Annotated in this window: 24 protein-coding genes and 1 pseudogene; 15 read left to right on the top strand and 10 right to left on the bottom strand. The window is 60.9% G+C overall.

The window, feature by feature from the left end; translation table 11 throughout:
• Window positions 1-30: 30 nt before the first annotated feature.
• The 3 genes from secD to ybaL all read right to left on the bottom strand — a co-directional run bounded on the left by secD (window position 31) and on the right by ybaL (window position 4,928).
• Complete coding sequence (secD, locus tag ABIE40_RS02835; RefSeq protein WP_199626181.1) at window positions 31-2,586, bottom strand: protein translocase subunit SecD; 2,556 nt, start codon at window positions 2,584-2,586, stop codon at window positions 31-33.
• A gap of 89 nt (window positions 2,587-2,675) precedes the next feature.
• The gene (locus ABIE40_RS02840) at window positions 2,676-3,053 is read right to left on the bottom strand and encodes a hypothetical protein (protein ID WP_112713354.1); all 378 of its coding nucleotides are present in this window, start codon (window positions 3,051-3,053) and stop codon (window positions 2,676-2,678) included.
• A gap of 57 nt (window positions 3,054-3,110) precedes the next feature.
• Complete coding sequence (gene ybaL, locus ABIE40_RS02845) at window positions 3,111-4,928, bottom strand: YbaL family putative K(+) efflux transporter (protein WP_130279062.1); 1,818 nt, start codon at window positions 4,926-4,928, stop codon at window positions 3,111-3,113.
• Between the two features lie 79 nt (window positions 4,929-5,007).
• Here ybaL and ABIE40_RS02850 point away from each other — a divergent pair, with 79 nt between their 5' ends.
• Window positions 5,008-5,271, top strand: a complete 264-nt coding sequence (locus ABIE40_RS02850) for a helix-turn-helix transcriptional regulator (protein ID WP_112713350.1) — start codon at window positions 5,008-5,010, stop codon at window positions 5,269-5,271.
• Here ABIE40_RS02850 and ABIE40_RS02855 read toward each other — a convergent pair.
• On the bottom strand, window positions 5,268-6,695 hold the full coding sequence (locus ABIE40_RS02855) for an ArnT family glycosyltransferase (protein ID WP_112713348.1): 1,428 nt from the start codon (window positions 6,693-6,695) through the stop codon (window positions 5,268-5,270). The genes ABIE40_RS02850 and ABIE40_RS02855 overlap by 4 nt on opposite strands.
• Window positions 6,696-7,342: 647 nt before the next feature.
• On the opposite strand from ABIE40_RS02855, the gene ABIE40_RS02860 reads away from it, so the two are divergent.
• From ABIE40_RS02860 to visR, 13 genes and pseudogenes are all read left to right on the top strand, one after another.
• Window positions 7,343-8,971, top strand: a complete 1,629-nt coding sequence (locus tag ABIE40_RS02860) for a globin-coupled sensor protein (protein ID WP_130279060.1) — start codon at window positions 7,343-7,345, stop codon at window positions 8,969-8,971.
• Window positions 8,972-9,034: 63 nt separating this feature from the next.
• Window positions 9,035-9,332: pseudogene (locus ABIE40_RS02865) on the top strand (STAS domain-containing protein).
• Window positions 9,329-9,694 carry a chemotaxis response regulator CheY1 gene (gene cheY1, locus ABIE40_RS02870; protein ID WP_003570362.1) on the top strand — a complete coding sequence of 122 codons (366 nt, stop codon included), beginning with the start codon at window positions 9,329-9,331 and terminating at the stop codon, window positions 9,692-9,694. The pseudogene ABIE40_RS02865 and the gene cheY1 overlap by 4 nt, the downstream one beginning before the upstream one ends.
• Before the next feature lie 17 nt (window positions 9,695-9,711).
• Window positions 9,712-12,009, top strand: coding sequence for a chemotaxis protein CheA (locus tag ABIE40_RS02875; RefSeq protein ID WP_354540958.1), 2,298 nt, complete (start codon window positions 9,712-9,714; stop codon window positions 12,007-12,009).
• 4 nt (window positions 12,010-12,013) lie between these two features.
• Window positions 12,014-12,481 (top strand): chemotaxis protein CheW, encoded by a 468-nt coding sequence (locus tag ABIE40_RS02880; protein ID WP_112713340.1) that lies wholly within the window; start codon window positions 12,014-12,016, stop codon window positions 12,479-12,481.
• Entirely contained in the window at window positions 12,478-13,389 is a 912-nt protein-coding gene (gene cheR / locus ABIE40_RS02885; RefSeq protein WP_112713338.1) for a protein-glutamate O-methyltransferase CheR, read from the top strand. The genes ABIE40_RS02880 and cheR overlap by 4 nt, the downstream gene beginning before the upstream one ends.
• Entirely contained in the window at window positions 13,386-14,432 is a 1,047-nt protein-coding gene (cheB, locus tag ABIE40_RS02890) for a protein-glutamate O-methylesterase CheB (RefSeq protein WP_112713336.1), read from the top strand. The genes cheR and cheB overlap by 4 nt, the downstream gene beginning before the upstream one ends.
• Window positions 14,432-14,821, top strand: a complete 390-nt coding sequence (locus ABIE40_RS02895) for a response regulator (RefSeq protein ID WP_112713334.1) — start codon at window positions 14,432-14,434, stop codon at window positions 14,819-14,821. Before cheB ends, ABIE40_RS02895 begins: the two co-directional genes overlap by 1 nt.
• Window positions 14,818-15,372 (top strand): chemoreceptor glutamine deamidase CheD, encoded by a 555-nt coding sequence (gene cheD / locus ABIE40_RS02900; RefSeq protein ID WP_112713332.1) that lies wholly within the window; start codon window positions 14,818-14,820, stop codon window positions 15,370-15,372. Before ABIE40_RS02895 ends, cheD begins: the two co-directional genes overlap by 4 nt.
• Window positions 15,373-15,388: 16 nt before the next feature.
• Window positions 15,389-15,778 (top strand): chemotaxis protein CheT, encoded by a 390-nt coding sequence (cheT, locus tag ABIE40_RS02905; protein ID WP_112713330.1) that lies wholly within the window; start codon window positions 15,389-15,391, stop codon window positions 15,776-15,778.
• A gap of 109 nt (window positions 15,779-15,887) precedes the next feature.
• The gene (gene fliF / locus ABIE40_RS02910) at window positions 15,888-17,588 is read left to right on the top strand and encodes a flagellar basal-body MS-ring/collar protein FliF (protein WP_112713328.1); all 1,701 of its coding nucleotides are present in this window, start codon (window positions 15,888-15,890) and stop codon (window positions 17,586-17,588) included.
• A gap of 585 nt (window positions 17,589-18,173) precedes the next feature.
• Window positions 18,174-18,920: a transcriptional regulator VisN gene (gene visN, locus ABIE40_RS02915; RefSeq protein ID WP_112713326.1), complete on the top strand. Its 747-nt coding sequence runs from the start codon at window positions 18,174-18,176 to the stop codon at window positions 18,918-18,920.
• 10 nt (window positions 18,921-18,930) lie between these two features.
• The gene (gene visR, locus ABIE40_RS02920) at window positions 18,931-19,671 is read left to right on the top strand and encodes a transcriptional regulator VisR (protein ID WP_112713324.1); all 741 of its coding nucleotides are present in this window, start codon (window positions 18,931-18,933) and stop codon (window positions 19,669-19,671) included.
• 57 nt (window positions 19,672-19,728) lie between these two features.
• On the opposite strand, the gene ABIE40_RS02925 is transcribed toward visR, so the two are convergent.
• The 6 genes from ABIE40_RS02925 to motA form a co-directional block, all read right to left on the bottom strand.
• Window positions 19,729-20,172, bottom strand: coding sequence for a BspJ family T4SS effector nucleomodulin (locus ABIE40_RS02925; protein ID WP_112713322.1), 444 nt, complete (start codon window positions 20,170-20,172; stop codon window positions 19,729-19,731).
• A gap of 5 nt (window positions 20,173-20,177) precedes the next feature.
• Window positions 20,178-21,257: a flagellar biosynthesis protein FlhB gene (gene flhB, locus ABIE40_RS02930; RefSeq protein ID WP_112713320.1), complete on the bottom strand. Its 1,080-nt coding sequence runs from the start codon at window positions 21,255-21,257 to the stop codon at window positions 20,178-20,180.
• A gap of 129 nt (window positions 21,258-21,386) precedes the next feature.
• Window positions 21,387-22,427 (bottom strand): flagellar motor switch protein FliG, encoded by a 1,041-nt coding sequence (gene fliG, locus ABIE40_RS02935; RefSeq protein WP_112713318.1) that lies wholly within the window; start codon window positions 22,425-22,427, stop codon window positions 21,387-21,389.
• 30 nt (window positions 22,428-22,457) lie between these two features.
• A complete protein-coding gene (gene fliN, locus ABIE40_RS02940) occupies window positions 22,458-23,024 on the bottom strand; it encodes a flagellar motor switch protein FliN (protein ID WP_112713316.1) in 567 nt (188 codons plus the stop codon).
• Between the two features lie 63 nt (window positions 23,025-23,087).
• Window positions 23,088-24,029 (bottom strand): FliM/FliN family flagellar motor switch protein, encoded by a 942-nt coding sequence (locus ABIE40_RS02945; RefSeq protein WP_112713314.1) that lies wholly within the window; start codon window positions 24,027-24,029, stop codon window positions 23,088-23,090.
• A gap of 6 nt (window positions 24,030-24,035) precedes the next feature.
• Window positions 24,036-24,908 (bottom strand): flagellar motor stator protein MotA, encoded by an 873-nt coding sequence (gene motA, locus ABIE40_RS02950; RefSeq protein ID WP_112713312.1) that lies wholly within the window; start codon window positions 24,906-24,908, stop codon window positions 24,036-24,038.
• Window positions 24,909-25,156: 248 nt separating this feature from the next.
• Between motA and flgF the strand changes: the two genes are divergently transcribed.
• Window positions 25,157-25,891 (top strand): flagellar basal-body rod protein FlgF, encoded by a 735-nt coding sequence (gene flgF / locus ABIE40_RS02955; protein WP_112714354.1) that lies wholly within the window; start codon window positions 25,157-25,159, stop codon window positions 25,889-25,891.
• The last annotated feature ends 4 nt before the right edge of the window (window positions 25,892-25,895 follow it).

The following is a 25,895-nucleotide window of genomic DNA, read 5'->3' on the forward strand; positions in this document are numbered from 1 at the left end:
CCGCCTCAAGCTTTTGTTAACAACCGGTTTTTAGCCGATCGATTTGCGCGGCTCCACAGCGTCCGGCGGAATGATCTCTGCTTCGGGCTTCGCATCCGCTGCCGGCTTGGCATGGCGGCGGCGCCAGTCGCCGAGGAAGAGCAGGATCGGCGCTGCGATGAAGATCGACGAAGCACCGGCAACGAGGATGCCGAAGACCATCGGGATCGCGAAGCTCTCGACCGCGCTACCGCCCCAGATCGCCATAGGAAGCAGGGCGAGGAATGCGGTGGCGTTGGTGTAGAGGCTTCGTGCCAGCGTCTCGTTGATCGAGCGGTCGATGATTTCGCGCAACGGCATCGACTTGTAGAGGCGCATGTTTTCACGCATGCGGTCATAGACGACGACCTTGTCGTTCACCGAGTAGCCGACCAGCGTCAGGATCGCCGCGATAGCCGTCAGGTTGAAGTCGAGGCCGGTCAGCGCGAAGAAGCCGATCGCCTTGGTGACGTCGAGGACGAGCGTCACGATGGCGCCGACAGCGAATGGCCATTCGAAGCGTGCCCAGATATAGGCGAGCATCGCCAGGCTGGCGATGACGACGGACAGGATACCTGCCCACGCAAGTTCGCCGGAGACCTTCGGGCCGATGACGTCGGTGCCGGTGACGGTTGCCGACGGATCGATCTTGACGATCTCGGCCTTCAGCTTTTCGACGGCTGCCGTCTGTGCCTCTTCGCCACCTTCCTGGCGCTGCGCACGCACCGCCATGGTGTTGTTGTCGCCATAGGACTGCAGCGAGACTTCGCCGAGGCCGAGGCTGTTCAGGCCTTCACGGAACTTGCCGAGATCAGCAGCTTCGGTCGTCTTGACCGACATCTGGATACCACCACGGAAGTCGACGCCGTAGTTGAGGCCCGGATGGATGAAGAGCACGACCGATGCGATCGACAGCAGGGCCGAGACCGTGACGCCGAAGAAGCGTGCCTTCATGAACTGGATGTGGCGGCCGTAGGGGTTGAACATCATCGGCAGCAGCGGCTTGATGTTCAGAACCTTGAGCTTACGGCGGCGGGTGATCTCGATCATCGTGACGCGAACGAAGGCGACCGAGGTGAACATCGAGATGATCAGGCCGAGTGCCATGGTGACCGCGAAGCCGCGGACCGGGCCGGAGCCGAACCAGAACAGGATGGCGGCAGCGATAAGCGCCGTCATGTTGCCGTCGATAATCGTCGAGTAGGCACGGCGGAAGCCGGTATCGATAGCGGCAAAGGCGCTCTTGCCCTTGCGCGTTTCTTCACGAATGCGCTCGTTGATGAGAACGTTCGCGTCGACCGCAAGACCGATACCGAGAACGACACCCGCGATACCCGGCAGCGTCAGCGTCGCGCCGACAAGGGTCAGGGCCGAGAAGGTCAGGATCGTGTGGATCAGCAGGGCGAAGTTCGCGAGGAAGCCCCAGGTGCCGTAGAGCACGAAGATGAAGAGGGCGACGAGAACGAAGCCGACGATACCCGAATAGATACCCATGCGGATCGCGTCTGCGCCAAGGTCGGCACCGACGGTGCGTTCTTCGATGACGGTCAGCTTGGCGGGCAGGGCGCCGGCGCGCAGCATGGCGGCGAGCGTCGTTGCCGTATCCGGCGAGAAGCTGCCGGAGATCTGGCCCGAACCACCGGTGATCGGCTCGCGGATGACAGGCGCGCTCAGCACCTTGTCGTCGAGAACGATGGCGAAGGGATTGCCGACATTCTGGCGGGTGATGTCTGCGAAGCGGGTCGCGCCGGCGCTGTCGAAGCGGAAGCTGACGATCGGCTCATGCGTGTTCGGATCGAAGCCGACGCGGGCATCCGAGAGGCGGTCGCCGGAGATTTCGACACGGTCGAGCACCGGATAGGTGTTGCCCTGATCGTCCTTCAGCATGGTCACGCCAGGACCCGGCTGGTTGTTCGGGGCAAGCATGTGGAACGACATCTTGGCGGTCGAGCCGAGCAGCTGGCGCAGGCGCGACGGATCCTGGGCGCCCGGCAGCTGCACGAGAACGCGGTTGGCGCCGATACGCTGGATCGTCGGTTCGGCAACGCCGACCTGGTCGACGCGCTGACGAATGACTTCAAGGCTCTGCTGGACGGCGGAGTCGACGTGGCTCGCAAGACCGGCCGGCGAGAAGGCGACGATGACGTTGCCGCCATTTGCCGTGACCGAGAGGTCGGACTGGCCGGCGCTGAGACCGGTGCTGATCGGGTTGCCGAGCGTCTGCAGCTGGGTGATGGCTTCGCTGCTCTGCGCCGGATCAACCGGGGTCACGACGATCTGGTTGTTGTTGAGAACGATAGACTTGGTCTGGATGTTCTTTTCGCGCAGAACGCGGCGGGCGTCCTGCAGCAGCGTCTGGAGACGTTCCTTGGTCAGGTCCGCTTCATCGACTTCGAGCACGAGGTGCGAGCCGCCGCGAAGGTCGAGACCGAGGGAAACCTGGCTGTGCGGCAGCCAGGCGGGCAGCTTGTCGAGGGTGCTCTGCGAGAGCATGTTCGGCAGCGCGATGATAATGCCGAGCACGATGATCACCGAATAGGTGAACACCAGCCATGGTGAATTGCGCATTCTTTCAGTTCCTTGAATAAAAGTAGGCCGGCGCAAGGCGCTGGCTGTGTCTCTGCAGTTCTGGAGGCGCCCGTCAGGGGCGCGGAAAATCAGGCGACCGGCGGTGCGCGGGGCTGATGGGCCGCCGGGGCGGCAGGCCGGATGACCGTATCGGCGATGCCTGCGGGCGCAGGTGCCGGCCATTCGGCGAATGCGAGATGCGCAAGAAGCGGCAGTGCCGCGGCATCGGAATCGTGCAGTGTCTGTTTCGGCGCGATCTTGCGCTCGGTGGCAAGCAGCCCGCGCACGGCTTCACGCGCCGTCAGCTGCAGCGGCTGGCTTTCCTTGCCGGGCGCGCTCAGCGCATTATTGCTCTGGGAGTCGGGGCCAAGAACGAGGTTGCCGCCGAAAAGCAGGCCGAGATAGGCGAAGACGGCAAGCAAGAGGGAAACGGCGATGCGGGCGCTCAGGCGGCGCGCATCCGGCATTCCCTCGTCATGTCCTGCGATCTCGCTCTCAAACCGGCTCAAAAGCGCAAAAACCCGTCATTCTTTCTCCGGCGGCTCTGTGGCCGCGGGCGGAATTGTATCAGTCTCCGGCCCATCTTCATAGGCTGGTCTGTCATGATGCACTTGAGCGAGCCGGTCAACCATCCCCATGGCGATTTCTCGCTCGCCCATGATCACGGTATCGGCGCCATATTGCTTGAGTTCTTCCACCTCGGCATCCGAATGCGCCCGCGCGACGATCAGGATCGAGGGGTTGACCGTACGGCCGAGCTCCGCCACGTGGCATGCCTCAAAGGCATTCGGAATGGCGATGACCAGGCTGCGGGCGCCGTTGAGATTGGCGAGATCGAGCACCTCTCGCGCCGCGGCATTGCCGAGCACCGTCTCGACGCCCTGGGCCGAGAGCTCTTCGATGCGCTTTTCGGAATCTTCGATGACGAGGAACGGCGTGCCTGACGATTTCAGGTTCTGCCCGACGATGCTGCCCACGCGGCCATAGCCGACGAGGATGACATGGCCGGACAGGGACGTCGGCTGGATGTCGTCCTCCTCCGGCTGGATAGGCTCGACGGGGGCGGACTCTGGGGACTCCGCTGCCTCTGCCGCTGGCTCCTCGCGCTTCGGGCGCTCCAGGAGGGGCTTGATGCGATCGCAGAGATAAAACAGCGCCGGGTTGAGGATGATCGAGATGATCGCACCGGCGAGGATGAGGTCGCGTCCTTCTTCCGGCAACAGGCCGAGATCGACGCCTAGGGCGGCGAGGATGAAGGAGAATTCGCCGATCTGACCAAGGCTCGCCGAAATCGTCAGCGCCGTGCCCACCGATTTCCTGAACAGCAGCACGATCAGCAGCGCTGCGACCGACTTGCCGATGACGATGATGAAGACAGTGGCAAGAACCGGCAGCGGCTTCTCGATCAGAATGTTCGGGTCGAACAGCATGCCGACCGAAACGAAGAAGAGAACCGCGAAGGCATCGCGCAGCGGCAGGCTTTCCTGGGCGGCGCGGTGGCTGAGCTCGCTTTCGGCCAGAACCATGCCGGCGAAGAAGGCACCGAGCGCCAGCGAAACGCCGAACATCTTCGAGGCGCCGAAGGCAACGCCGAGCGCGATGGCGAGAACGCCGAGGCGGAACAGTTCGCGAGAACCGGTATGGGCGATGCGATGCATCGTCCAGGGGATCAGCTTGCGGCCGAAGATCAGCATCAGCGCCACGAACAGCGCCACCTTGACCAGCGTCATGCCGATGATGCCGCCGATGCCAAGATCGAGGCCGAGCAGGCGGTTGAGACCGGCCGAGAGCGGCTCGACCGTCGCATGCTCGCCGCCGCCGATGCTCGCAGCCGCCGGGATGAGAACGAGCGCGAGCACCATGGCAAGGTCTTCGACGATCAGCCAGCCGACGGCGATCTTGCCGCGCTCCGTCTCGACGAGACGCCGCTCCTGCAAAGCCTTCAGAAGCACGACGGTCGAGGCGACCGACAGCGCAAGGCCGAAGACCAGGCTGCCGCCCGTCGGCCAGCCCATCAGCCAGCCGAGACCCCAGCCAAGCAACGTCGCAAAGCCGATCTGCACGATCGCGCCGGGCACCGCGATGCCGCGGACGGAGAGAAGATCCTTGAGAGAGAAATGCAGGCCGACGCCGAACATCAGCAGGATGACGCCGATTTCGGCGAGCTCGGGAGCGAGATTCTGGTCAGCGACGTAACCAGGCGTATGCGGCCCAACGAGAATGCCGGCGAGCAGATAGCCCACCAGCGGCGGCAGCTTCAGCCTGTTGGCGATGGCGCCGAAGATAAACGCCAGCACGAGACCTCCGACGATTGTCGAAATCAAAGGTGTGTCGTGCGGCATCGCAATCTCCCGATCTGGTATTCCCGTTCAAAACATGACATATATGGCTTATGTTGACCAATATGGGTGACTTGAAATCATGGGTCAAGGCGCTAAAGAAACAATTCTGACGCCTGCTTTATGCCGCGCTGCCCGAGGCTTGCTCGATTGGACGCAGAGCGACCTTGCCGACAAGGCCGCCGTCTCACGCAGCACGATACGCGACTATGAAGGCCGGCACCACGAAATCCACCGTGCGACGGAGGCACAGCTGCGCCTCGCCTTCGAGGAAGGCGGCGTGAGATTCGTCGATGTGGAAGGCGCGGGGACCGGTCTCTGCCTGCCCCCGCAAGCGCCTGCCTAGCGCTGCCGGTCGAGGCAGCTGCCCGGCATCTTGTAGGCGTAGACGTCCTTGCCGCGATAATAACCGTCGGCCGGCTGCCAGCTCTTCACCAGCTCGGCCGTCCCGGTGGTGCAGGTAAATTCATTGCGGCTGACGAAAAGCACCGGCTCCTGCGAACCCGCGGGCAGGGCGAAGTTCTGCTCGTAATAGCTGTTCGGCAGATCGACGGGCGCCCGGGCATAGATCTTCACCGGCTCGTTGCGCAGCGTGTGGAACATGTCGGCGACGAAATCGCGGTTGTCGGTGACGATCGTCGCGGTCCCTGCCTGCTTGGCAAGCGCGGCGGCTTCGCGGCTGATTTCGGCGCGGCCGAGATAGCGCTTCATGATCTCGTTGCCGCCGGGTAGCACGAGTTCATGCGCGAAGATCGTAGCCAGCGGGAAGAGGATGCTGGCGACAGCGCCGATGATCAGCGAGATGTTGAGCCCCTTCGGCCAGAGGCGTGAAAGAACGGTCACGGCAAGCACAGTCCCGGCGACATACGCCGTCACGCCCCAGTTGGCCTCGGCCTTGGCGACGAATGCCTGCAGGGTGATCAGGAACACCACCGGCAGCGAGAACCAGACGAGCAGCTTTTCCGTTTCTCCGCTCCGGCCCCGGATCATCCGCCATCCGGCCCAGAGCATTGCGAAGAAGATGATCGGGCCGACGACGCCGAACTGCGCAGCGAAGAATTCCGCAGCGCCGGCGAAATCCAGCTTCATCTGGTCCCACTTGGCGATGTCCTCGGTGTGGCGAACCGTGGTCGCGTCATGCGTGAAGTTCCACCAGAGGTTCGGCGAAGCGAAGATCAGCGCCGTGACGACGGAAATAAAGAAATCGCGCCAGGCAATGCGCGCCGCAGGCACGAAGAGCAGCGCGATCAATCCGCCGGGCACGACGAAGAGGATCGCGTATTTCGACAGGAACGAGCAGCCGAAGGCAGCGCCCATCAGGAGTGCCAGCCCGATCGAGGACTTCTTCGTCAGGCCGGCATAGGCCCAGAGTCCGATCGTCATGAAGAACAGCAGCACGACGTCGGTGGAGAAGAACACCGACGAAAGGGCAACCGCCGGCATCGTCACATAGATGGCGCCCGTCCATCCCTCGACCTCGGGTCCGACGACGCGCTTGGCGAGCTTCATCAGCAGGAAGGCGGTGGCGGCGTGAACGATCGGTCCGCAGAGCCGCACCCAGAAAATATCGGTCGAACCGGCAATATCGGTCATCGCCCGGATGAACCAGGCGATCATCGGCGGCTTGGAATAGTAGCCGAAGTCGAGATTTTGCGACCAGAACCAGTATTGCGCCTCGTCGACGAAGAAATCCGTCGTATCGAAATGCAGCGTCACGATGCGCCACAAGGTGACGGCAAGAATGATGAAAAGGCCGGTTCTGGCAGACATATAGAACTTCCGCTGGTTAAGGCGCCTGCCATACATCAGCGAAGCAAGGCTGCCAACAAGGGCGGCTCACAAAGCCGCACTATGCCGCAGTCAAAGGTTTTTCAGAGAACCCGAAGGTCGATGCTGCCGCGGCGCGCCTCGATCTGATCGAGCAGGGCGACGGCTGCCAAAGTGGCAATTGCGATGAGGCAGGATCCCAATCCGAGAACAATCATTGCTCTATCCTTAACGACATCATGTCATGTCTTAAGGGTGCGATATAACACAAAGCTTGCGCAGGACTTGTAGCGCGCCTGCAACTCCTTGGGACTATTTCATTTGTTGCTCCAAAAAATGCTTTCAGCGGCTGCGTTGATTAAAAAGCGCATTAACCTTCAAGCAAGGAATTAACCATAAACATGGCGTTACACGTCGGAATGGGAAATGTTGCTCGTTCCCACCAGGCATGACGCCGTCCCGCCGTACCGGCTCGATCCGGTATCCACTCTTTTCCGAAACAGATTTCTGTTGATGGGAGACGCCTGTCTTCCGGCCATACTGCCGGAGGCTGAAGGCCGCTTCCCTGCATTGTGCTCGTCGGATGGAGCAAAACGGTTTTTCACCGGACCAGGTCCGGATGTGGTTGGGGATAGGCATTGCGGCAGGATATGCCATCAGATCAGGCCAAGGGCGCGCAGGCAGGCAGCCTCCGTGATCGCCTGCGTTTTGCCGGCCTCGATGCCGCGCAATGCGAGCTTGTTCGCCGCCACCGCCCGTTGCTCGAAACCGAGCTGAAGAGCGGCCTTCGCGATCTTTTCCAGCGTTTCCAGGCATTTCCGGACGCTGCCAGCAATTTCCAGAACGACCGCCAGCTCGACCGGCTGCACGATCTGCAATCCTCGCACTGGGATGTGCTGACGGATGCGCGCTTCGACAGCCTCTATGCCGAGCGCGTCAAGGTTCTTTCCGATACGCAGAGCAAGATGGGCCTCGACCCGCGCTGGCACGTCGCCGGCCACGGCGTCATGCTCGAGCATATCATCTCCGGTCTCGCGAGCGATCTCGCCGGCAAGCCGCTGCTTCCAGGCGCCAAGCGCCGCGCCAAGGAAATCAGCGAGATGATGACGGCGATCATCCGCCTCGTTATGGTCGATGTCGAGATTGCTGTTTCGCTCCGCTTCAATGCTCTGCGCGCATCGCAGGGCCGCGCTCTCTCCGAGCAGCGCGAGAAGGACAAGGCAGATATCGCCCGCATCTTCGGCGACGTTATCGATGGTCTTGCCTCCCGCGACCTTACGGTTCGCGCACCCGTCGAGGCCGATGGCGCCCATGCGGAACTTGCCGCGGCCCTCAACGCCGCGCTCGACGCCGTCCAGACAGAATTCGTAGGGATCTCCGATCGCACCCAGAAGGCAGAGCTGTCGACGCGCTCGCTTTCCGAGGCATCGAAGAACTTTGCGGGTCACGCCGCCGGTCATGCCGGAGAGCTGCAGTCCTCGGCTGCTGCGCTGCAGGCAATCGCCGAAAGCGTCCGTCAGGGGGCGACGGGAAGCCGCGCCGCCGAACAGGCCGCCGCGTCGACGCGCGTTGCCGCCGAAGAGAGCGGCGCCGTCGTCGGCAGGGCGATCACCGCCATGGCCGATATCGAGCAGTCGGCGGAGAAGATCGGCCAGATCATCGGCGCCATCGACGAGATCGCCTTCCAGACCAACCTTCTGGCGCTGAACGCCGGTATCGAGGCTGCCCGCGCCGGTGAATCCGGCCGCGGCTTTGCCGTCGTCGCTCAGGAAGTCCGCGCTCTGGCGCAGCGCTCGGCAGATGCCGCCCGCGAGATCAAGACGCTGGTGACGACCACCAAGGCGCAGGTCGATGCCGGCGTCCAGATGGTCGGCCGCACCCAGGATTCGATCGGCAGCATCGTCCGCCAGGTCACCGGCATCAACGAGGCGATCGCCGCGATTGCCGTCAATACCGGCGAGCATGCCGCAAGCCTCGATGCCGTCACCGGCGAGGTGAAGAGCCTGAGCGCCGGTGTCGCCGCCAATGCCAATGCAGCCCGCCATTCGGCCGATGGTGCCGATCACCTGCACACCGTCATTCTAGAACTCGGCCAGACGATCCGCGAATTCCGCATCGCCCGCGAAAACGCCCAGCCGGCGCGCCGCGAACCGGTTCGCGCAGCAGCGCCGCGCGTCGAGATCGCCGCCCAGCCGGTGACGCTCGACGAGCAGTTCGACAACGAAGATTTCGACTTTTCCCGCCCCGCAGCAAGCTTCGGAGGACGGAATGTTTACTAACCTATCGGAATATGAGGTCCGCTCGCTTTTGCGGGTTGGACACAAGGGGACAAGGACAGGCTGATGGCAGCGAAGAAGAGCGGCAAGACGCTTAATCTTGCAGCGGTACTCGATCTCAATGAAGCGACAGCACTCCGCGACAAGCTTCTTTCCATGCGCGGCAGCGACATCGTTATCGATGCATCGGGCGTCGAGCGTGTTGGTGGGCCTCTGCGCACAGGTGCTGATGGCTGCGGAAAAGACCTGGGATCAGGACAAGCAGTCTTTCAAGTTCTCGAAAGTGTCTGATGCATTCGAAAAAACCATGCAGCTGGTCGGCGTCGATATAGACCACCTGCTTGCCAAGGAGATCCGGCAATGAAGAAAAAAGTGCTTACCGTGGATGATTCACGGACGATCCGAAACATGCTTCTCGTGACGCTCAACAATGCGGGCTTCGAGACGATCCAGGCGGAAGATGGTGTCGAGGGCCTCGAAGTTCTCGAAGAGTCGAACCCTGACGTCATCGTGACCGACATCAACATGCCGCGTCTCGACGGTTTCGGCTTCATCGAAGGTGTTCGCCGCAACGAAAAGTACCGCGCGATCCCGATCCTGGTGCTGACCACCGAGAGCGATGCCGAAAAGAAGAACCGTGCCCGCCAGGCCGGTGCGACGGGCTGGATCGTAAAGCCTTTCGACCCTGCCAAGCTGATAGATGCCATTGAGCGTGTAACCGCTTAAACCCAGGAATTTCTCCTATGGATATGAACGAAATCAAAGAGATCTTTTTCCAGGAGTGCGAGGAGCAGCTCGCCGAACTGGAATCCGGTCTCATGAAAATGAATGATGGCGATCGTGATCCGGAAACCGTCAACGCGGTGTTCCGTGCCGTCCATTCGATCAAGGGCGGCGCTGGCGCCTTCGGTCTGGATGATCTCGTCGCTTTCGCCCATGTATTCGAGACCACACTTGATTGCGTTCGTTCCAACAAGCTTGAGCCTAATCAGGACGTCCTGAAGGTCATGCTGAAGTCGGCCGACGTTCTGGCCGACTTGACGAATGCTGCCCGCGATGGCGGCAGCATCGACGAAAGCCGCAGCCGCGGCCTGGTGAAGGAGCTCGAGGCTCTGGCACACGGCGAAATGCCGTCGTCGTCGGCTGCCGCCGAAGCGCCCGCACCGAAAGCGGCTGCAAAGCCTGCTCCGGCCCCGGCACCCGTTGCCGCAGCAGCCCCGGCTCCGACCGATGATAGCGGTTTCCAGCCGATCCCCTTCTCCTTCGGCGATTTCGGCGATGAAGAAGAAGCCGGTTCCGATCTGCCGGCCTACGAGATCACCTTCAAGCCGCGCTCGGACCTCTATTCCAAGGGTAACGACGCAACGCTGCTGCTGCGCGATCTCTCCCGCCTCGGCGAGATGAGCATCTACTGCAACATGGACGCGCTCGTCGGCCTCGACGAGATCGATCCGGAAGCTGCCTATTTCTTCTGGAACGTCACGCTCAAGACGGACAAGGGTGAAGACGCCATCCGCACCGTCTTCGAATTTGCCGAATGGGATTGCGAACTGACCGTGACGCCGGTCGAGGACGCCAAGTCCGCGGAAGCTTCGAACGAAGAGCTGCCGATGATCCCGGTTCCGTTCGATCTCTCGGCCCTCGACGATGCGCCTGAAGCACCGGTCGAGCCCGCAAAGTCGGATGTTGCCGCAGCCGTTGCTGCTGCTGAGACCGCTTCCAACGTCACGCAGATGGCCGCTGCCGCTGCCCGTGTCGAGAAGAAGGAATCGGCTGCCGCCGCCAGTGCCGCTGCTGCTGCAGCAGCCCAGAACAATGCCGCCGCCAACAGCGCCGGCCAGACGATCCGCGTCGATCTCGATCGCGTCGACCGCCTGATCAACCTCGTCGGCGAGCTTGTCATCAACCAGGCGATGCTCTCGCAGAGCGTCATCGAAAACGACACGACCGGTACGTCCTCGATCAACATGGGCCTCGAAGAGCTGCAGCAGCTCACCCGCGAGATCCAGGACTCGGTCATGGCGATCCGCGCGCAGCCGGTAAAGCCGGTCTTCCAGCGCATGTCGCGTATCGTTCGCGAAATCGCCGACATGACCGGCAAGTCGATCCGCCTGATCACCGAAGGTGAAAACACCGAAGTCGACAAGACGGTTATCGACAAGATCGCCGAACCGCTGACGCATATGATCCGAAACGCCGTCGACCACGGCATCGAATCGCCGGAAAGACGCGCAGCCGCCGGCAAGAGCGCCGAAGGCACCGTCCGCCTCACTGCAAAGCATCGTTCGGGCCGCATCCTGATCGAACTCGCCGACGACGGCGCCGGCATCAACCGCGAAAAGGTCAAGCAGAAGGCAATCGCCAACGAGCTGATCCCGGCCGATGCCAACCTGTCGGATGAAGAAATCGACAACCTGATCTTCCTGCCGGGCTTCTCCACGGCCGACAAAATCTCCGACATCTCGGGCCGCGGCGTCGGCATGGACGTCGTCAAGCGCTCGATCCAGGCACTCGGCGGCCGTATCAACATCACCTCGAAGCCGGGCCAGGGTTCGGTCTTCACGATGAGCCTGCCGCTGACGCTCGCCGTCCTCGACGGCATGGTCGTCACGGTTGCCGGCCAGACGCTGGTCGTGCCGCTGACGGCGATCGTCGAGACGCTCCAGCCGGAAGCCTCCGCGATCCACTCCTTCGGTGCGAGCCATCGCCTGATCTCGATCCGTAACTCCTTCTGCCCGCTGGTGGATGTCGGGCGGATCCTGAACTTCCGCGCAACCCAGGCAAACCCGGTCGAAGGCGTTGCCCTGCTGGTGGAATCCGAAGGCGGCGGTCAGCGCGCTCTGATGGTCGATGCCATCCAGGGTCAGCGTCAGGTCGTCATCAAGAGCCTCGAAGCCAACTATACCCACGTTCCGGGTATCGCGGCTGCAACGATCCTCGGCGACGGGCGCGTGGCGCTCATCCTCGACGTCGATGCGGTGGTCGGCGCCTCGCGCGGCCAGGCCTTGAAGCAGGAAATCTCCCTGGCAGCGGTAGGATAAGACGATGTCGTACGGCGTAAAAAATCTGAACCATGGGGATAGCGAGCTCATCGCTTTCCGCATCGGTGACCAGGAATTTTGCGTGAATATCATGGCGGTGCGCGAAATTCGCGGCTGGACGCCTGCAACGCCCATGCCGCATGCGCCTGCCTATGTCATCGGCGTCATCAACCTCCGCGGCGCGGTCCTGCCGATCATCGATCTGTCGGCCCGCCTTGGAATGAAGGCGGCCGAACCGACCCCGCGCCACGTCATCATCGTGGCGCAGGTCAAGCGGAAGGTCGTCGGTCTGCTGGTCGATGCAGTCTCGGATATCCTCACGGTGACCGAGCAGCATATCCAGCCGACCCCGGAAATCGCATCCGATATCCAGCGTCAGTTTGCCCGCGGCATCCTGTCGATCGACAAGCGGATGATCTGCCTGATCGAACTCGAAGCCCTCTTCCCGGAAGCTGAAAGCGAAGCTGCATGAGTGTCATGAGTGCAAAAGATGTGCGGCAGGGAAGCCCCGACGAGGTTCTGGCGAGCGGCGAATATCCGCTGACCCGCCGCGACCTCTCGGAGATCGCCGCCATGATCTATTCGGACGCGGGGATTTTCCTCAACGAGACGAAGGCCTCGCTGGTCTACTCGCGTCTGTCGAAGCACATCCGCAATCTCGGCCTGTCCGGCTTCCGCGAATACTGTTCGCTGGTGGCTTCGCCGGCCGGTGCCGCACCGCGCCGCGAGATGCTGTCGCACCTGACGACCAACTTCACGCGCTTCTTCCGCGAAAACCATCACTTCGATCACCTGCGCGATCAGGTGCTGCCGGAACTTCTGCACCGTGCCAAGATGGGCGGCCGCGTGCGCATCTGGTCGGCCGCTTCGTCGGATGGCCAGGAGCCCTATTCGATCGCACTGACCGTGCTGTCGCAGATGCCGAATGTTGCCGATTACGATTTCAAGATTCTGGCGACCGACATCGACCCGAAGATCCTGGCGATCGCCCGGCAGGGCGCCTATGACGAGAGCGCGCTGGAAACCGTGTCGCCGCAGATGCGCAAGCAGTGGTTCTCGGAAGTCGAGATCCAGGGCCGCCGCAAGTTCCAGGTCGACGATCGCGTCAAGCGCCTGATCACCTACAACGAACTGAACCTGATGGCGCAGTGGCCGTTCAAGGGCAAGTTCGACGTGATCTTCTGCCGCAACGTCGTCATCTATTTCGACGAGCCGACCCAGATGAAGATCTGGTCGCGCTTCGCCGAGCTGCTGCCGGAAGGCGGACACCTCTATATCGGTCATTCCGAGCGCGTCTCGGGCGATGCCAAGAACGTCTTCGACAATATCGGCATCACTACGTACCGCTATACGACCAAGGGCGTCGGGAGGAAGGCATGAGCGCACCTGCAAGGGTACTCGTCGTCGATGACTCGCCGACCATGCGCGGCCTGATCACCGCAGTTCTGAGCGCCGATCCCGACGTAACCGTCATCGGCCAGGCTGGCGACGCGCTCGAAGCGCGTGAAGCGATCAAGAAGCTGAACCCTGACGTCGTGACCCTCGATATCGAGATGCCGAACATGAACGGCCTCGATTTTCTCGAGAAGATCATGCGCCTGCGCCCGATGCCGGTGATCATGGTGTCGACGCTGACCCATCGCGGTGCCGAGGCAAGCCTTGCTGCTCTCGAAATCGGTGCCTTCGACTGTATCGGCAAACCGGCTCCGGGCGATCTCCGCCCGTTCGGCGATCTCGCCGAAAAGGTCAAGGCTGCCGCTCGCACGCAGCGCCAGTTCACCCAGCGCCCGGCCGCAGCACCCGTTGCGCCGCCCGCGGTCGCCGATTTCCGGGTCGGCCGCAAGATCGTCGCGATCGGTTCGTCGACCGGTGGTGTCGAGGCTCTGATTGCGGTTCTGCAGAAGTTTCCGGCCAATTGCCCGCCGACGGTTATCACCCAGCATATGCCGCCGACCTTCACCAAAAGCTTCGCCGAACGGCTGAATCGCCTCTGCGCCCCTGTGGTCGAAGAGGCGAGGGACGGGGCTCGTTTGGAAATTGGCAAGATTTATCTGGCACCAGGAGGTGAACGACACCTGCAGGTCGCCAATGTCTCGGCGCCGCACTGCAGGCTTGTCGAGCGTGACCCCGTCAACGGCCACCGTCCTTCGGTCGATGTGCTGTTTGATTCCGTCGCGGAACTTGCCGGCCGCAACTCGGTCGGCGTGATACTCACAGGGATGGGCCGCGATGGCGCGGCTGGCCTGCTGAAGATGCGCCATGCGGGCGCACGCACCATCGGACAGAACGAGAAGACCTGCGTGGTCTACGGCATGCCCCGTGTTGCCTATGAGCTTGGAGCCGTTGAGCATCAGCTGCCACTGAATGCCATCGGCGAGGAAATCTTGAAAATGACAGCCGCCCGAAAGGAAGGGACAGAATAATGTCGATAGCGGAGAAAATTAAGGTTCTGATTGTTGACGATCAGGTCACCAGCCGCCTGCTGCTCAGCGATGCGCTGACCCAGCTCGGTTTCAAGCAGATCACCTCTGCGGGTGACGGCGAACAGGGCATGAAGATCATGGCCCAGCAGCCCCACCACCTGGTCATCTCGGACTTCAACATGCCGAAGATGGACGGCCTCGGTCTGCTCCAGGCCGTGCGCACCAACCCGGCAACGAAGAAGGCCGCCTTCATCATCCTGACCGCGCAGGGCGACCGCGCGCTGGTTACGAAGGCCGCTCAACTCGGCGCCAACAACGTGCTTGCCAAGCCCTTTACCATCGAAAAGATGAAAGCGGCTATCGAAGCCGTGTTCGGAGCACTGAAATGACAATCGAGGCAGCAGCCCGCCGTGTCCACATCATCCAGGGAGAATGGAAAGTCCTGAATGATCCGAATGCGGTTCTGACGACCATTCTTGGCTCGTGCGTGGCTGCTTGCCTGCGGGATCCCGTGGCAGGAGTGGGCGGCATGAACCATTTCCTTCTGCCGGGAACCGGCAATACGCCGATGACCGGCGGGGATGCCACGCGCTACGGCGTGCATCTGATGGAACTGCTGATCAACGGCCTTCTGAAGCAGGGCGCGCGCCGCGACCGCCTCGAGGCCAAGATCTTTGGCGGGGCGAAGACGATCTCGACCTTCTCCAATGTCGGCGAACAGAACGCCGCTTTCGCCGCGCAGTTCCTGAGGGATGAAGGAATCCCCGTTGTCGGCTCCAGCACCGGCGGCGATCACGGCCGCAAGCTGGAATTCTGGCCGGTCTCCGGCCGGGCCCGTCAATATCCGCTTACCGGCGCCGAGACGCAGAAGACCGTTGCCCTTGAGCAGCGTCCGGTCGCGCCTGCCAAACCTGTTGAAAATAGTATCGAATTTTTCTGAGTTTGAGGATTTTTATATGACTTTTAATGCCCCCATCGAACCGCCCTCGCCGTTGGAGGCTCTGCCCGACCTCCTGATGCGCATCGTTTCCGAGCTGCATGACGTTGCCTACCTGATCGAACGCATCGAACCCCAGCTTCTCGAAATCGGCGGTGCCGATATCCTCAATGCGCCCGACAGCATGAAGGTCATGCAGGGCATCGACCTTGCCGTCCAGAAGACCCGCGGCCTCGCCGAATTCATCGACACGATCACCGGCGAAATCCCGCAGAACTGGACCGTCGACGTCGCAACGGCCCTCAGCCTGGTCAAGCTTGCAGAGATGCAGAAGGCCCTTGGCGGTGCCACGCGGCATGGTCATTCCCAGCCTCTCAGCAAGGCAGCAGGCGACTTCGACTTTTTCTGATCCCTGCTTTCCAAGCATGCCCTGACGAAACGCTCGCACAAGTTTCGGTCTCTATCAAGGAATGAGGCAATAAGCCTGTTTTGTCTTTGACGGATCGTGCGAGAACAGAATGAATCTGTTAAATCAATTAGTTCAGGTCATGAAGAACCTCGGTTCGCTAGGCCGGACCCGCCTGCTGGCGCTTGCGGGTGTGGGTGTTCTTTCAATAGCAATTGTTTTGGCTGCGGCCCTTTTTGTTAATAAGCCTGCCCAGGAAACCCTTTACGTCGGCCTCGACAGCCCTGATCTCAACCAGATCAGCATGGCGCTTGCCGAAAACAATATGGCATTCGAGGTTGGTACCGACGGTTCCAGCATCACCGTACCGGCTGGCATGACCGGCAAGGCTCGTCTGCTTCTCGCAGAACGCGGCCTGCCGAACAGCGCCAATGCCGGTTACGAGCTTTTCGACAAGGTCGGCTCCCTCGGCCTGACGTCGTTCATGCAGGAAGTCACTCGCGTTCGCGCGCTTGAAGGTGAAATCGGTCGCACCATCCAGTCGATCTCGGGCATCAATGCCGCCCGCGTTCACATCGTCATGCCCGAAGTCGGCAACTTCCGCAAAGCGGAGCAGAAGCCGACGGCATCGGTCATGATCAGAGCGAGCGCCGCCACAGGGCGAAGCGCTGCAAGCTCCATCCGCCACCTGGTCGCCTCGGCTGTGCCGGGGCTCGATGTCGATGACGTCACGATTCTCGATTCGACCGGCCAGCTGCTCGCTTCCGGCGACGAAGCCGGCAACAACACGCTTAATCGTTCTCTCGGCATCGTGCAGAACGTCCAGCAGGAAGTTGAATCCAATATCGACAAGGCTCTCGCACCCTTCCTCGGTATGGACAACTTCCGCTCCAGCGTGACGGCGAGCCTCAACACCGACGCTCAGCAGATCCAGGAAACCACCTACGATCCGGAATCCAAGGTCGAGCGCTCGGTTCGCACCACCAAGGAAGCCAACCAGTCGTCGCAGAAGCAGTCTGACAACGCCACGACTGTCGAGCAGAATGTTCCCCAGGCTGCTCCTGAAGCTGGTGGCGCTGCCGGTCCTCAGTCGGAAGACAAGTCCGACAAGAAGGAAGAGCAGACCAACTACGAAATCAACAGCAAGACGACGGCCACGACGCGCAACAGCTACAAGATGGAAAAGCTCTCCATCGCCGTTGTCGTCAACAAGGGCCGTATCGCCAAGATGGTCGGCGAGCCCGCAGACCAGGCCAAGATCGACGCCTACCTTGCCGAGATGAAGAGCATCGTCTCCTCGGCCGCCGGCATCGACGCCAGCCGCGGCGACGTCGTGACGGTCACCGCCATGGACTTCCTCGAGAACCAGCTTCTCGACGATACCACCAGCGGTCCCCGCGTCCTCGACATGCTGAGCCGCAACCTTGCGACCATCATCAACTCACTCGCCTTCCTGGGTGTCGCCTTCATCGTGGTCTGGATGGGCATGCGTCCTCTGGTCCGCTCGATCGGCGGCGGTGGTGCCGGCGCAGGCATCCTCGGCGACAGCTCGTCGGAATCGGCCGGCCTCGAACTGCCCGACTTCGCTCCGGCAGCAGCAGGCGGCGGGGCAGGCGGAGCGCTCATGGACGGCTTCGGCTCGGACTTCGGCTTCGACAGCACCGAGGACCTTCTCAGCCTCGGCGACGACGACGGCAACTTCAATCGCCGCGTCAAGGAAGGCCCGGAACGCAAGCTGTCTCGAATGGTCGAAATCAACGAGGAGCGCGCTGCGAAAATCCTCAGAAAATGGGCGGTCGATCACGCCGCGTAACGAACAAAGGCCGGGCAACCGGCCTTTTTCTTTGCCTGTAACAGGCCTCTGGAGCGGCCCGGCGATCCGTCAACTTGACTGACCTTTTTTGGGGGAATGATTAGCTGGCACAAAGAAAACGCATTTTGTCCGATTGTGGCAAAATGGCCTTAATCCCCAGGCGAAACATATACTCTCGATTGAACGAAAAAGGGAAATACACAGGAATTGCTTAAACGATTATCTAGTTGTTCATTAAGTACATTTTCCGCTAATCATCGTAATATTGCTGATCAATATCGACACTTGGCGATATACATTAGATATGCTGATGCAATATTGACTGTTCTTGCCTCGCGCATGGCGCGAATTGTGTTGCGGAACAGAGAGAATCAATTTAGCTTTACTAGAAATTAATCGAGCGACCTCTGCGTGCGAATCAGCGCACGGAATGCGGCAACAGTAAATCCCCAGAACTCGGAGATGGCGATTTGGAGCGCTTCGCCTAGGCTTTGGTGATTCGTGTAAGGGTTGCCGCGGGCCGGAGTTGAACCTGCGCAGTTAGTGCTTTTGCAAAGATTGGTTTTGAGCCGCAGGACGCTGCCTATGGATATGCATATATTGCAGTCGCTTAAGGGCGAAAATCAAACGGCGAATTTTATTGGCCTTCAGGCGTCTAGTCTGTGTTCGCGGGACGAGTTGATCAAGCAGCTCGGAGAGATCGCGGATACCGGCCGTTTGCAACCTGCGATGCGCACCCTGACAGATTACGTCGGCGCCTCCCATTACCTGCTCGCCCGCTCCGACCTGGTTCAGGAAGATGGCCTCGATTTCATCGTTTCCTCCGACTGGCCGTTCGATCTGGTCAAGGATCTGGCCGGTGCGCTCGTCAGCGGTTATTCGCGCACGACCGAGCTTGAGAAGTGCATGCAGCTCTTCCAGCCAAGCTTCTCGCTGCTGCCCGACAATGCCGATGTGCCGGATGGCGCCAGCCGCCAGTACTGCACGCTGTCGTTCAACGTCGGCCGTTCGCGCCTGTCGCTGATGTTCCTCTTCGACGACGGCTTCATTCTTTCTCCGGAGCGCCTGCGCGACGTCGGCCTGCTGGCCGGCTATTTCGCCAGCTTCCTGCGCTGCGGCGGCACCAAGGCCGACCGCGACTTCGAACTGACCGAGCGCGAGCTCGAGTGCCTGTTCTGGATTGCCGAGGGCAAGACCAGCGACGAGATCGCCATGATCCTCGGCATCTCGCGCAACACAATCAACAACTACATCACAAGCGTGATGCGTAAGACTGCTACCAAGACGCGGTCTGAAGCGATTGCATTTGCGGTCAGGAACAGTCTGGTCTGAGAGGGGTTACATGGGGCAGCCGTCAACCAGAACGATGGGAAATACCGACATACGGTCGATGCGGGTCAGCAGGGTTTCCAGCCGCTCCGATCTCTTCCCGCGCCTCGTCGCCATGCAGAAGCTGGCTGACGCGCAGAATTTCGGTGTCTTCCGGGTCAGCGGCTCCGGCGTTCCGGCCAAGCAGCGCCTCGTCTGCGAGCTCGAGAATTGGGGACCGTCCAGCAACGCCGCAAAGGCCTTCGTCGACGCCTACGGCGAGTTCCTGCTCGAACATATCGACAAGTCTCTGTTACCGCTGACATGGGCTGGAGGCCACGACAGGGCCGCTCCTGGCCCCGCAGCATTTGCACCCTTCCTGACGCGTCTGAAGGACGGCGTGCTGCCGTTCTCGGGCATGGCCTTCCCGGTGCGCCTCGGCGCCAACGGCAACGGTTACGTCGTCTTTACCGGCGACTACATGGAACCCGGCAGCGATACGATCATCGAGCTCCACGGCCGCAGCAGCCATATCATGATGGACCTGCTGTCGCTCGACGAGCGCCGCGCGGCCGCATCGGAAGCGCTGAGCGAGCGCGAGATCGCCTGCCTGCAGCTCGCCGGCGACGGCCGTATCAGCGAAGAGATCGCCGACAAGCTCGGCCTCTCGGTTCACACGGTCAATGCCTATCTCGGCTCGGCGACCATCAAGCTGGATTCGGTCAACCGCATCCAGGCGATCGCCAAGGCGATCCGCCTCGGCTACATCAGCTGAGAGCAGAAAGCCCGGCGGGTAAACCAGCCGGGCTTCAGCACTGAATTTCGAAAATGATCAGCCGGCGAAGGCCGGGTAGGACGGGCGCACGTTGTAACGTGCTTCGCGCAGCGCATTCTCGAGGAAAGCGGTGTTCTCGTCCGGATCCGCAGACGGATCCTGGAAAGCGATGTGATTGATCTCGATGCCGGCGACATCCTCGGCGAGCGTCAGCTGCGCATAGACGGTGACGCCGCGCGGCTTGATCTCGAGATCGAGCACCACTTCCGGCTTGCCGCCCCATTCCAGCGTGTAATTGCCGCCCAGGCCGAAATTGACGGTGCCCGGATGGAAGAAAAGCTCGGCAGCGGAAGCCACCAGATCGGCGAGATTGCCGTAATACTCGAATCGCAGCAGCGAAATCAGGTCGGATGCGTCCAGAAGCCGAAGCTCCGTCGCAACCGGGCTGATCGCCTCAGCTAGAATTCTTTCACGCTGCGAGGAGTAGGGGCACTTCTTCATGCTGTTTATCTGACCCGCTTGTTCTTGGCTTGTGCGGCGTACACCCGGTGGATGAGCTCCGCGACGGCCTTGTAGAAGACTGACGGGATGACACTATCTATCGAGACTTGCGCAAACATGGAGCGTGCAAGCGGCGGATCTTCGAAAACGGGGATTCCTTGCTTCTCGGCTATCTCTCTGATTTTCAACGCAATGAGGTCCTGGCCCTTGGCAATGACGATCGGCGCGTCGTTTTCCTCGCGCACATAGCGCAGCGCCACGGCAAAGTGCGTCGGGTTGGCGATGACCAGCGTTGCGCGCTCGACATTGGCGATCATGCGGCGGCGGGCGCGGTCGCGCATCAGCGAGCGCTGGCGGCCCTTGACGAAGGGGTCACCCTGCGACTGCTTGTTTTCTTCCTTCACTTCGTGGCGCGTCATCTTCAGTTCGCTGAACCAGTGATGGCGGGTCCAGAAGAAGTCGGCGATCGCCACGAAGGCGGTGGCAAACAGCACGATCAGCACGATCTTGCGCATGATCGTCATCGCCCGCTCGAAGAAGGTCTGCGGGTCGGAGAACATCGAATCGATCGAGCTGAAATATTCGCTCTTCAGCACGAAGAACATGATGAGGCCGACGACGACGACCTTGAACAGCGATTTGCCGAATTCGATCAGGCCGGGCACGCTGAACATGCGCGCGAAACCCTTGGCCGGCGACAGCCGTGAAAACTGCGGGCGGATACGCTCCAGCACGACGCTCGGAAGGTTCTGGCTGAGCGACGCGATCAGCCCGAAACACATGAACAGCAGCATGGCGGGCGTCAGCAATACCGCGCTGACCCAGCCGAGATGCACGAAGAGAGACATGGCATCCGGGCCGGTCTCGATCTTCCATTGGTCCGGCTGCTCGAAAATGTCGCGCAGCTGCTCGCTGACGGTGCTGATGCCGTCGGGCAGGTAGAAGGTCAGATAGACATAGGTGGCGAGAACCGTGGCAAAGATCGGCACCTCTCGCGAGAAGGGGGTATTACCTTTCTCGGCAGCATCCGACAGTTTTTTGCCTGTCGGGTCTTCTGTTTTGCTGTCCTTGTCTTCATCAGCCAAGTGAACGGCACTCCCTGAACGGAAAAGGCCGCGACAGAGCGCGGCCCGACAGGGAAAGGGTAGTCTCCCGGCGCATGGCGATCAACCGCGCGGCGCCGGGAGGAGATAATTGTCAACAGCTGCGGTGGCTTATGCCGCCGCCGCTGGCTCGCCCTCGGTCTCCTTGAGCTGGATCTGGCCCGAATTTGCCAGGCGAATCGCTTCCTGAGCGACGGCGCGGCGGGCAATAGCGATCTCGCGCGGGTTGATACCCGTCGTACCGCTCTGCAGATCCGATTCGATCATGCGGCGCTGACGCGGGCTGATCGAAGCGAGAACCGATTCGCGAATTTCGGCAGAGGCGCCACGCAGCGCCATCGTGAGAATGTCTGCCGAAATGTCGTTGAGCAACATGACGCGGCTGCGCTGCGGCATGAGGAGCAGATCCTCGAAGAGGAAGATCTTCGGACGAACCTTGTTGACCGCTTCGCGGCTGATCGATTCGAGCGAGGTGAGCAGCGTATCGACCTGCGGCTTGTCCATCTCGTTCATCAGCTCGGCGACCTTGTTCGAGCCGCTCGAATTCTTCTCGGCATCGATCTCGGCAAGCAGCGTCATGACCTGCTTCTCGATGATCTGCGCCGCCTTCGGGCTGACGGACTTCAGGTTGACCGTACGGTTCATGATGTCGGCGCGGCGGCTGTCGGGCAGCTGCATCAGCACCTTGGCGCCGAAGGACGACGGCATCATGGACAGGATGTAGGCGATGGTCTGCGGATGTTCGCGCAGCAGGAACTTGCCGATGAAGGCCGGGTCGCCTTCACCAAGGCGATCCCAGATCGACGTCTCATAGGCCTGGAAGGCCGTACGGCGGCCGAGCAGGCTATCGACTTCGTCAGGCGTCAGGCCTTCCTCGAGAATGCTCTCGATAGCCTTGGCGTTGTCCATAAGGCCAGCGCCTTCGGTAAACAGGTCTTCAAATTCAGCGACGAGGCCAAGCAATTCATCCGGCGGAATAGCACGAAGGGCCTGTGCCGAAGAGATGATCGTCTGCAACTCAGCCTGCGTAAAATATTTCAACAGCCGGCCAGCGACTCCCTTCCCCATAGCGAGGAGTACAGCCGCTGCCTTTTCAGCCTGGGTCAACGGTTTCCCGGCAATAGCGCCGCTGAAATCGTCAAAGTCCATCATGGTCTAACCTCTCCGTCCCTAAAACCGGGATCAGGCTTTTTTGGTACTTAAAACTTCTATCAGTTTTACGCCGAAACGCGTGTCGTCATTTTCCAGAACGGTGATTTCGCCGCGTGCAATCTTGCGGCCATTCACCATGATATCTACCGGCTCGCCGATCCTCTTGTCGAGCGCGATCGTGGCGCCCTCGTTGAGGTTCATCAGGCCGGAAACCTGCATGCGGCTGCTGCCGAGCATGATCTGGACGTCGATCGGAATGTCCATGATCAGTTCGAAATTCGAAGACAGCGCGCTGCCGAGCGGAGCAGGTTCGCCGGAGCCTGCCTGGAAACCGGTATCACCGAAATCCGAGCTGCCGCCGAAGTCACCGCCGCCAAAGGCCGCACCGGCATCGTCGTCACCACCGAAGTCGCCGAAGGTCGAAAGGTCGGTGCCGGTGCTGAATGCATCGGCGTCGCCGCCGAATTCCGGGAGACCGCCTTCGGAATCCTGCTTCAGGACACCGCGAAGATCATCGATCGCCTGATCGAGGTCAGCCTCGTTGCCCGGAAGCTCCAATGACAGATCGTCGTTCTGCTGTGTTTTCTTCGTAGCCATGAAATCACTATTCCAGTTGAAACTTGCCTCAAGCTGCCGTGGCAGCGAAATGGCGGGAACCGATTAATTCATTAAGTGGCGGATCAGCTCGTCGTCCGAGCTCATCGTATCCTTGACCCGGACCGTGTAATTCTCGCCGGAACGCCCAAACTCGCACACATACAATTCCTTGCTGTTGGCGCTGACCTCGACCCGGACATCGCCGGAATCGCGGAAAGGAATGACATCGCCGGCGGCAAGCTTGGAGATCGTGCGCAGCGTCAGGTCCTGCAGGCGGATCTTGGCTTCGAGCGTCACCTGCGAGCGGCGAACCTGCTCGCTGATCTGCTCCGTCCAGGCGGCCGACTTCGAGGCCTGGCTCTTTGCCTTCGGCGCCGAAATCTGCGTCTTCAGAAGGGCCTGCTGCAGCACGATCAGCGAGAATTCCGAGGTGATGCCGGCAAGCGTGATCGACATGTTGATCGCCGCGCCAAATTCATCCGCCTTGTCGTCGGCAGGCTTCGGGCGGTTTTCCAGCGCATGCGGCAGTTCGAGCGCAGGCTCGAAGCCACCAGGCGCGTTGACCGCAGAGCGCAGCACGCCGGCAATCTTGTCGAACACCATGACCGCAAGTTCGAGCTCGATCGCCGAAAGCAGGCGGTCGGCCGGCGGTTCGATCGTTTCGGGCGCCGCACCCAGCAGGCTTTCCATCAGCGTGATGACGAAGCCGTTGCCGCAAGCAAGCGTGATATCCTGGGACCAGTTGCGCAGCGTCGCATCGACCAGCGTCGAGTTGGCGCCGAGATCGGCAATCAGGTCGTTCTTGTATCCGGAATCGCAGCCGAGATAGGCGATCGTCACGTCGAGGCCGGTCTCGCTCTTGAACATGTCCGGCATGAATTCGATGTAGACGTCCGCGAATGCGGCGCAGAGTTTTTCGATTGTAGCCTTGTCGCCGAGACGGCCAGTAAGTTTGGCCAGCAGTGCGGCATTCATTGCCGGATTCTCTAGTGCAACGTTGTTCATGGTCGCTTAGGCCGCCTTGTTCTCGCCACCCGGGTTCATCATTTCCTGTTCGACCGCGTCGATCGACGGACGCTCGTAAGCGGAGATCGTCTTGCGGCCGTATTCGAGAGCAACCTGCGGTACCGAGCCGTTCATGTAGGCCAGCAGCGTCTGCTTCACGATGACGTAGAGGCGGTGCTGCTTGGAGCGAACGATCTTGATCTGCGAGCAGATCGGCGAGCAGACGCAGTAAGAGAGAAGAATACCGAGGAAGGTGCCAACGAGAGCCGAGCCGATCAGGTGACCGAGGACTTCAGGCGAGTCGTTGATGTGCGCCATGGCCTTGATAACGCCAAGAACGGCCGCGACGATACCGATAGCCGGGAAGGCGTCACCCATGGTCTGGATGGCGTGGTAGGGCTTCAGCTTGTCGTGCAGGATGGTGTTGATTTCTTCGTCCATCAGCGCCTCGATCTCGTGGGAGCGGGCATTGCCGATGATGATCAGGCGAACGTAGTCGCAGATGAAGGCCGTCAGTTCCTTGTTCTTCAGAACCGTCGGAGCGGTCTGGAAGATCGAGGATTCGGCCGGATTGTCGATATGCGCTTCGATCTCGTTGCGCGACTTGGTGCGCAGGTCGCGCATCAGCGAATAGAGAACGCCGAGCGTGTCGAGATAGTTGCGCTCCTTCGGAACGGTGTGCTTGAAGGCTTCGCCGAGCGCCTTGCCCGAGTCCTTCACCACCTTCATCGGGTTACCCATGATGAAGCTGCCGAGACCGGCGCCGCCGATGATAACGAGCTCGAACGGCTGAAATAGTGCCTCGAGATGGCCACCCATGGCCATGAAGCTGCCGATGATGCAGCCGAGCGTAATCACAAATCCGATAATGATATTCATCGTCAGTCACACCTGATCGTTATTTTCACCGGAAGGGATAGGGTTGCTGGCTTGCGTCAGGCTGACGGCAGGCCGCAGAAACCGGTTTTCAGCGTGCCAGCTTCGCACAAGGAATTGCCGTCAGATTGAAGATGACGAATGGGCGAATCTCGCCCGTTTCTGAGATGCCGCCTCAACGGAAGCCGTCGTCGAACGACAAGGAACCCGGCTTTCGTCCCGTTCATCGCCAATGCCAGGAGCTTACCCCGATGCAGTCCGGTCTTTATGTTTCTCTGTCGTCACAGATGGCACTTGAAAAGCGTTTGACGACCATCGCGGACAACATGGCAAACGTGAACACGACGGGCTTCCGCGGCACGGAAGTGAAGTTCAACCAGATCCTCAGCAATACCGACAACAAGCTGAACGCCAAGGTCGCCTTCGTTTCGCAGGGCAACGACTATCTCTCCAACGAGACGGGCGAACTGCAGCACACCGGCAACATGCTGGATTTCGCGATCAAGGGCGACGCCTGGTTCTCGCTCGATACCCCGGCCGGTCAGGTCCTCACCAAGGACGGCCGCTTCACGATGAAGGATACGGGCGAGCTCGTGTCGGTTCGCGGCTATCCGGTCCTCGACGCCGGCGGCGCGCCGATCATCCTCAATACGGCAGGCGGCGAGCCGAAGGTCGGCGCTGACGGCAATATCTATCAGGGCGGCCGCCAGGTCGGCTCCATCGGCCTCTTCGAAGCCGATATCTCCAAGGGCTATCTCCGCTACGAAAACAGCGGCGTCATGACCACGGAAACGCCACGCACCGTCACCGACCGCTTCAATATCGGCGTCGAGCAGGGCTATCTCGAAAATTCCAACGTCAACGCCATGCGCGAAATCACCCAGCTGATCGAAGTCAACCGCGCCTTCGAAAGCATCGCCTCGCTGACGACGGATAGCGAAAACTCATTCGGCGAAGCGATCAAGACGCTGGGCGGCAGCCGCTAAGCGG

Origin of the sequence: Rhizobium sp. OAE497, assembly GCF_040546565.1 — a bacterium.
Lineage (GTDB): Bacteria > Pseudomonadota > Alphaproteobacteria > Rhizobiales > Rhizobiaceae > Rhizobium.

Coding starts and splice junctions, on each gene's coding strand:
- secD (WP_199626181.1), bottom strand. CDS start 2,586: ATGCGCAATTCACCATGGCTGGTGTTCACCTATTCGGTGATCATCGTG.
- ABIE40_RS02840 (WP_112713354.1), bottom strand. CDS start 3,053: ATGCCGGATGCGCGCCGCCTGAGCGCCCGCATCGCCGTTTCCCTCTTG.
- ybaL (WP_130279062.1), bottom strand. CDS start 4,928: ATGCCGCACGACACACCTTTGATTTCGACAATCGTCGGAGGTCTCGTG.
- ABIE40_RS02850 (WP_112713350.1), top strand. CDS start 5,008: ATGGGTCAAGGCGCTAAAGAAACAATTCTGACGCCTGCTTTATGCCGC.
- ABIE40_RS02855 (WP_112713348.1), bottom strand. CDS start 6,695: ATGTCTGCCAGAACCGGCCTTTTCATCATTCTTGCCGTCACCTTGTGG.
- ABIE40_RS02860 (WP_130279060.1), top strand. CDS start 7,343: ATGCCATCAGATCAGGCCAAGGGCGCGCAGGCAGGCAGCCTCCGTGAT.
- cheY1 (WP_003570362.1), top strand. CDS start 9,329: ATGAAGAAAAAAGTGCTTACCGTGGATGATTCACGGACGATCCGAAAC.
- ABIE40_RS02875 (WP_354540958.1), top strand. CDS start 9,712: ATGGATATGAACGAAATCAAAGAGATCTTTTTCCAGGAGTGCGAGGAG.
- ABIE40_RS02880 (WP_112713340.1), top strand. CDS start 12,014: ATGTCGTACGGCGTAAAAAATCTGAACCATGGGGATAGCGAGCTCATC.
- cheR (WP_112713338.1), top strand. CDS start 12,478: ATGAGTGTCATGAGTGCAAAAGATGTGCGGCAGGGAAGCCCCGACGAG.
- cheB (WP_112713336.1), top strand. CDS start 13,386: ATGAGCGCACCTGCAAGGGTACTCGTCGTCGATGACTCGCCGACCATG.
- ABIE40_RS02895 (WP_112713334.1), top strand. CDS start 14,432: ATGTCGATAGCGGAGAAAATTAAGGTTCTGATTGTTGACGATCAGGTC.
- cheD (WP_112713332.1), top strand. CDS start 14,818: ATGACAATCGAGGCAGCAGCCCGCCGTGTCCACATCATCCAGGGAGAA.
- cheT (WP_112713330.1), top strand. CDS start 15,389: ATGACTTTTAATGCCCCCATCGAACCGCCCTCGCCGTTGGAGGCTCTG.
- fliF (WP_112713328.1), top strand. CDS start 15,888: ATGAATCTGTTAAATCAATTAGTTCAGGTCATGAAGAACCTCGGTTCG.
- visN (WP_112713326.1), top strand. CDS start 18,174: ATGGATATGCATATATTGCAGTCGCTTAAGGGCGAAAATCAAACGGCG.
- visR (WP_112713324.1), top strand. CDS start 18,931: ATGGGGCAGCCGTCAACCAGAACGATGGGAAATACCGACATACGGTCG.
- ABIE40_RS02925 (WP_112713322.1), bottom strand. CDS start 20,172: ATGAAGAAGTGCCCCTACTCCTCGCAGCGTGAAAGAATTCTAGCTGAG.
- fliG (WP_112713318.1), bottom strand. CDS start 22,427: ATGATGGACTTTGACGATTTCAGCGGCGCTATTGCCGGGAAACCGTTG.
- fliN (WP_112713316.1), bottom strand. CDS start 23,024: ATGGCTACGAAGAAAACACAGCAGAACGACGATCTGTCATTGGAGCTT.
- ABIE40_RS02945 (WP_112713314.1), bottom strand. CDS start 24,029: ATGAACAACGTTGCACTAGAGAATCCGGCAATGAATGCCGCACTGCTG.
- motA (WP_112713312.1), bottom strand. CDS start 24,908: ATGAATATCATTATCGGATTTGTGATTACGCTCGGCTGCATCATCGGC.
- flgF (WP_112714354.1), top strand. CDS start 25,157: ATGCAGTCCGGTCTTTATGTTTCTCTGTCGTCACAGATGGCACTTGAA.